This window comes from Paucidesulfovibrio longus DSM 6739 (assembly GCF_000420485.1).
Lineage (GTDB): Bacteria > Desulfobacterota > Desulfovibrionia > Desulfovibrionales > Desulfovibrionaceae > Paucidesulfovibrio > Paucidesulfovibrio longus.
On sequence record NZ_ATVA01000008.1, the window covers coordinates 1 to 6,523 of the forward strand.

The window sequence follows — 6,523 nt, forward strand, 5'->3', positions numbered from 1 at the left end:
TCCCCCGAACCCCCTCCCCTTCCTAAATTTTTCACCTCTCGCGGCTGCGCCGCTCGTCGGGATTTGTTCCAGCCTCTTGGTCTTCGAAAACAGGCAGAGACTTGCCCCAATCCCGCGCCGGGAAGCGGATGCGCAGCATCGATTCCCGGCGCAGAATGGGAGTCCAGAGGGCCGCGGGCCCTCTGGCCGCCGGAGGCATGCATACTTTTCCCTGTCCTCTCTCCCGTCCCGGCGCGAACGCAAAAAAACGGCCCTCCCCGCGAGATGCGCAGGGAGGGCCGTTTGCTTGTCTTTGGTCGGCGTCTCTACTTGAGCACGGCTCCGGTGCTGGCCGAGGTGACGTGTGCGGTGTAGCGGCGCAGGAAGGGCGAGGAGATTTCCTTCTGCTTGGGCGTCCAGTTCTTGCGGCGCTGGTCCAGTTCGGCCTGGTCCACGAGCAGTTCGATGGACCGGGCCGGGATGTCGATTTTGATCCGGTCGCCTTCCTTGACGAGTCCGATGGTCCCGCCTTCGGCGGCTTCGGGCGAGATGTGGCCGATGGCGGCGCCGCGCGTGCCGCCGGAGAAGCGTCCGTCCGTGATCAGGGCCACTTCCGCGCCCAGGCCCATGCCCGCGATGGCCGAGGTGGGGGTGAGCATTTCCCGCATGCCGGGTCCGCCTTTAGGGCCTTCGTAGCGGATCACGACCACGTCGCCGGGGTTGATTTTGCCGTCGAGGATGGCGGTCACGGAATCCTCTTCCGAGTCGAACACGCGGGCGGTGCCTGTGCGCTGCATCATTTCCGGAGCCACGGCGGACTGCTTGACCACGCAGCCGCCCTCGGCGAGGTTGCCGCGCAGGATGGCGATGCCGCCCTGGGGCGAGTAGGCCTTGTCCAGGGGCCGGATCACGTCCGGGTCGAGCACCTGTGCCTTGAGGTCGTCGAGGTTTTGGCCGACGGTCTTTCCGGTCACGGTCAGGGCGTCGAGGTGCAGGTTTCCTGCTTCGGCCACGGCGCGCATCACGGCGGGGATGCCTCCGGCCTGGTCGAGGTCTTCGATGTGGTGGTGTCCGGCGGGCGAGAGCTTGCAGAGGTTGGCCACCTTGCGGCTGATTTCGTCGAAGATGGTCAGGTCGAGGTTCAGTCCGGCCTCGTGGAAGATGGCGGGCAGGTGCAGCACGGTGTTGGTGGAGCCGCCCAGGGCCATGTCCATGGCCACGGCGTTCTGCACGGATTTGTCCGTGACGATGTCGCGGGGCCGGATGTTTTTTTCCAGCAGGTTCATGACGGCCATGCCCGTGTGCTTGGCCAGGCGCACGCGCGCCGAGGAGACGGCCGGAACCGTGCCGTTGCCGGGCAGGGCCATGCCGATGGCCTCGGAAAGGCAGTTCATGGTGTTGGCGGTGAACATGCCGGAGCAGGAGCCGCAGGTGGGGCAGGCGCATTCCTCCAGGTCCGCGAGTTCGGCTTCGGTCATCTTGCCGCGCTTGACCATGCCCACGCCCTCGAACACGGTGATCAGGTCCGAGGTTTGTCCCTTGCGCTTTCCGGCCAGCATGGGGCCGCCGGAGACGATCACGGCGGGGATGTTCAGCCGGAGCATGGCCATGAGCATTCCGGGCACGATCTTGTCGCAGTTGGTGATGCAGACCAGGGCGTCGAAGGGGTGCGCCATGGCCATGATCTCGATGGAGTCGGCGATGATTTCGCGGCTGGGCAGGGAGAAGCACATGCCCTCGTGGTTCATGGCCAGTCCGTCGCAGACGCCGATGGCCGGGAATTCCATGGGGGTTCCGCCGCTCATGCGCACGCCGCTCTTGACGGCTTCGGCCAGGGTGCGCAGGTGCACGTGTCCGGGAATGATTTCGTTGAAGGCGTTGCAGACGCCCACCAGGGGGCGGTCCATTTCCTCGCGGGTCAGGCCCAGGGCGTGCATCAGGGAGCGATGCGGGGCCTTTTCCAATCCTCCGGTCATTTTCTTGCTGCGCATGGCGGTATCCTTTGTCTGAATGGGTCGGATGCTATTGGGCCTGGAAGCTCTTGGCGGTTTCCAGGTCTTTTTCGGCCTGCTCGGCATTGCCCAGCTTCCTCTGAATGGCGGCGCGGGTGCGGTAGCCTTCAGGGGCGCTGGGATTCATCAGCAGGTATTTGTCCGCGTCTTCAAGGGCCTTGTCGTATTGGCCGAGATGGTAGCGCGCGATAGCCCGGTGCAGGCGGTAGACGGCCGTGTTCGGGTCGGCCTCGACGCAGGCGTCGAAGTCCTTTTCGGCGTTCTCGTATTGTTCGGTGTTCAGGTAGAGCTTGCCGCGTTCGTTGAGCATTTCCGGCACGTTGGGCAGCCTTTCGATGCCCTTGGTGAAGACCGCGATGGCGGCCTGCGGGTCGGCGGCGGCGGTGATCACGCCGAGGTTGTTGTAGCCGCAGAAGTCGTCGGGATCGGTGCGGATGGCCTTGCGGGCGGCGTCCGCGGCCATTTCCGGCTCCTTGAGCGTGGAGAGCACGCGGGCCTGGAAGCAGAGGTCCGTGGCCGTGGGTTCGGTCTTGTCGAAATGCTCGGAAACCAGAGCCAGGGCCGCGTCCGGGTTGCCGTTGTCCAGGGCGGTGCGCGCCTCGGCCATGAGGTCGCGGGGCAGGGGCAGGGGCGCGGGCTGCTCGGCCTGGGCTTCGACCGGCGCGGCGTCCTCGGCGGCTTCCGGCTGGGCCGGGGCTTCGGCCAGGGCCTGCTTTTCGATTTCCAGGCCGCTGGGCGTCAGGGCCGGCTTCGCCTTGCCGTCCTCGTCCACGATGATGGGGCTGGCGTAGCGCAGGTTCTGCAGGGCGGCCTTGCGCCGGGCCAGGGAGTCGTAATGCTTGGCCTCGTCTTGGTCGTCGTCCGCGGCGTGGACCAGGGCGAGGTTGGCGAAGATGGTGTGGTCGCCGGGCCGGAGAGCGGCGGCGCGTTCAAGCTGGTCGATGGCCGGGCCGAACTCGCCGATGTTCCAGTGCGCATGCGCGGCGTTCATGAGCAGGTTCACGGAATCCGGCTGGAGGTCCACGGCTTCGTCGAAACTATCCGCCGCCTTGGTCCATTGTCCCAGGGCGGTGTAGCATTCCGCGAATTCGATGTAGGTCAGCGGCTCTTGCGGGTCCAGTTCCTCGGCCTTGCGCAGGTCGTCCAGCGCGGCGGCGGGGTTGCCTTCGAGCCTGAAGGCCCGGCCTTTGAGCGTATAGGCCAGGGCGTTGTTCGGATCGATTTCCAGGCAGCGTTCCAGAGCCTTGCGGGCGGCTGCGATCTCGTCCGGGGTGGTCTTGTCGTCCATGCCGGGCGCGCTGCGCGGCGCGAGCACCGGGCCGACTGCCTTGCCGGAGAGCAGGACGGCGGCCTTGATGCGCCAGGCGTCGGCCATCTGCGGGTCCAGTTCCAGGGCCTTGCTCACGTCCTGCTGGGCCTGTCCGGGCGAGCCGAGGTCGAGGAAGATTTCGGCGCGTTCGGCATAGAGGGAGGCGTTGCCCGGCTCGTTGCGGATGAGGCTGTTCAGGGTCAGGATGGCCTCGCGGCGCTGCCCGGCCTGAATTTGTTCCGTCACTCCGCTGGGCGCGGGGTCCGGAGAGCTTTCCAGCAGGGAGCAGCCCGCCAGCAGGGCCAGGCAAAGGATCAGGGCGGGGAGAAGCAGCAGGGAAGACTGTCGCGCAGGGGGATGCATTATAAGGATGACCTCCGGTTCGCGTCCGGGCGCGTTATGTTCGAGGGGGGCAAAATAGCGCAGACCGGGAGCAAGGTAAATGCCCGCTTTTCGAGCCTCGTCCAGGTTCGGGGCGCCCGCTTTCCGCGCGGCAGGGGGAACGTCCGTCCGGGCGGCGGCTTCCTACCGCCGCACCGCCACCCAGGAGCCGGCCACGCAGACCAGCGTGACCACGCCCGTGAGCAGCAGGCATTGCTGCGTGGGCAGGAAGGAAATGACCACGAACACGGGCGGGAAGTCGAGCACGTGTTCCAGCCGCAGGTGCAGGAGCCGCAAAAGCCCCAGGGCAAGGCCGCTGGAGGCGAGCCCCGTCACCGCGCCGGAGGCCAGGAGCGGCGCGCGGATGTACCAGGGGTGCGCGCCCACCAGCGAAAGAATCTCGATCTCGTCCTTGCGGGTGAGCATGGCCAGCTTGACCGTGTTGCCCACGACCATGGCCACCACCAGGCCCAGAAAGCCCATCACCGGCCAGATCACGGAGCGGGAAACCGCGAGCCAGCTGTTGGCCAGGTCCAGCTGCATGGGGTTGTAGTGCACGGCCTGCACGTCCGGCAGGGTGCGCAGCTCGGCCAGCAGACCCTTGGCCCAGACCTCGCTGAGGTCGCCCGGCGGAATGCTGAAGGAAAGGAACGCCGAGGCGGGCAGCGGGTTGTCCTCCTTGAGCCAGTCGAGCGCGCCCTGGCCGGAAAGATCCTTGGAAAGCTCGCGCAGGGCCGTTTCCGGAGTGTACGTCTCCATCTCCTTGAGGTGCTCCATGCCCTGCATGCGCTCCCACTGCGTCCGGACCTCGTCCATGTCCGCGCCCAGCCGCCAGAAGACCTGGAATTCCACGGCGCCCCGATTGCGGATCAGCTCCTCGTTGACGTTGTGCAGCAGCAGCAGAAAAATGCCGGCCAGCACGGCGGCCATGCTCACGGCCAGGACGGTGAACAGCTGCGCCCAGGGGTGCTGGAACATGTCCCGAACGCCGCGATAGGTCAGCTTGATGGCGCGGAAGATCACAGCAGCCCCTCCGGTTCCGGTTCGGGCTGGCCGGGCAGCGTGGTTTCCGCCACCTGTCCGTGCTCCAGGTGCAGGATGTGCGCTTCCGGAACCATCTCCAGCACCTGCCGGTTGTGCGTGGCCATGATCACCGTTGCGCCGTAGGAGTGGAACTGCTTGAAGATGTTCATCAGGTCCAGGGTCAGGTCCGCGTCCAGGTTGCCCGTGGGCTCGTCCGCGAGGATCAGCTTGGGGTTGACCACCATGGAGCGCGCAATGGCCACGCGCTGCTGCTCGCCGCCGGAAAGATGCGCGCAGCGGGTGTAGCTCTTCGACTCCAGGCTCAGCGCCCGGACAATGGCCCGCACGCGCCGCTCCAGATGCTGGCGTCCCACGCCGCGCACCTCCAGGGCCAGGGCCACGTTGTCGAAGACCGTGCGCTGCGGCAGAATCTTGAAGTCCTGGAAGACCACGCTCACCCGGCGGCGCAGCTCCGGGATGTGCTTGCGCTTGAGGTTGTGCAGGTCGAAGCCGGCCACCGTGGCCCGGCCGCGCTTGAGCGCCAGGGCGGCGTACATCAGCCGCAGCAGCGAGGTCTTGCCCGCGCCGGAATGCCCGGTCAGGAAAAGAAATTCCCCCTTGCCCAGGGCGAAGGAAACGTCCTTCAGCGCCCAGCTGGATCCGAAGACATGGGATACGCGCTTGAATTCGACCATGACGCTGTTAGTACCCGCACGGCAAGGCTTTGTAAATCGGCGCGCCGCAGCAGAGCGATGTGCGGGCTTCGCATGACGAAAAAGTCGATTCGGGTTGCCACGCTGCAAAAGCCGGGATATCGTGGGCCCTGTTTTCGAGAGGGGAAACCTGAATCATAACCTGACGCAAGGAGGTTCCCATGCCCAAGGTAAGCAAAAGCGAGCGCGACGCCCGCAAGAAAAAGGTCGTGGACGTGCTCAACCAGGCCCGCGCCATGGAACTCACCGCCATCACCCAGTACATGAACCAGCACTACAACCTGGACGACATGGACTACGGCGAGCTGGCCAAGAACATGAAACTCATCGCCATCGACGAGATGCGCCACGCGGAAATGTTCGCCGAACGCATCAAGGAACTGGGCGGCGAGCCCGTCACCGCCGGGGACGGCAAGATCACCAAGGGCCAGAAGGTCCAGGCCATCTTCCCGTTCGATTCCGACCTCGAAGACGACACCATCGCCGCGTACAACGACTTCCTGCTCATCTGCCGGGACAACGGCGACAGCGTGAGCCAGAAGCTCTTCGAAACCATCATCGACGAGGAACAGCAGCATTTCAACTACTTCGACAATGTCTCCGGGCACATCGAAGATCTGGGCGAAACCTACCTCTCCAAGATCGCCGGAACCCCGGCGTCCACCGGCGGAACCACCAAGGGCTTCGTGCTCGGCACAGGAGCCGCCTAGCAGAAAAGGCAAAGCATGCCTCCGGCGGCTCAGGGGCCCGCGGCCCCTGAGAACCCCATTCTGCGCCGGGAACCGATGCTTCGCATCCGGTTCCCGGCGCGTTTTTGCGGGCAGGCCGGAAAGCTGCCGAGCACGGCTGAATTCTTGTCGGCATAGAATAATGATCCTCGGAAACAGGCTAAGCCTGTTTTCGAGGATCAGAAGGCTGGAACGAGTCCAGACGAGCGGCGCAGCCGCGAGAGGCGAAAGATTTAGGAAGGGGTGGGGGTTTGGGGGAGGGGAGAACCCTTTTCAAAGGGTTTCCCCCAAAAAAATTACGATATCCCGTTTATTTCACGAGCACTTTGGCCATCTTGTCGAGCGCCTGGGCGAGCACGTCGTCGCTGACCGCGTAGG

Annotated in this window: 5 protein-coding genes; 1 reads left to right on the forward strand and 4 read right to left on the reverse strand. The window is 65.3% G+C overall.

Going from position 1 to position 6,523, the window contains the following annotated elements; all coding sequences use genetic code 11:
* Nucleotides 1-305 precede the first annotated feature (305 nt).
* The 4 genes from ilvD to ftsE form a co-directional block, all read right to left on the reverse strand.
* The gene (gene ilvD / locus G452_RS0101635; RefSeq protein ID WP_022660518.1) at nt 306-1,970 is read right to left on the reverse strand and encodes a dihydroxy-acid dehydratase; all 1,665 of its coding nucleotides are present in this window, start codon (nt 1,968-1,970) and stop codon (nt 306-308) included.
* Between the two features lie 31 nt (nt 1,971-2,001).
* Nucleotides 2,002-3,663, reverse strand: a complete 1,662-nt coding sequence (locus G452_RS0101640) for a tetratricopeptide repeat protein (RefSeq protein ID WP_022660519.1) — start codon at nt 3,661-3,663, stop codon at nt 2,002-2,004.
* Between the two features lie 162 nt (nt 3,664-3,825).
* Nucleotides 3,826-4,704: a cell division protein FtsX gene (locus tag G452_RS0101645; RefSeq protein WP_022660520.1), complete on the reverse strand. Its 879-nt coding sequence runs from the start codon at nt 4,702-4,704 to the stop codon at nt 3,826-3,828.
* On the reverse strand, nt 4,701-5,399 hold the full coding sequence (gene ftsE, locus G452_RS0101650) for a cell division ATP-binding protein FtsE (RefSeq protein WP_022660521.1): 699 nt from the start codon (nt 5,397-5,399) through the stop codon (nt 4,701-4,703). Before ftsE ends, G452_RS0101645 begins: the two co-directional genes overlap by 4 nt.
* Before the next feature lie 179 nt (nt 5,400-5,578).
* On the opposite strand from ftsE, the gene G452_RS0101655 reads away from it, so the two are divergent.
* A complete protein-coding gene (locus G452_RS0101655; RefSeq protein ID WP_022660522.1) occupies nt 5,579-6,127 on the forward strand; it encodes a bacterioferritin in 549 nt (182 codons plus the stop codon).
* Nucleotides 6,128-6,523 lie beyond the last annotated feature (396 nt).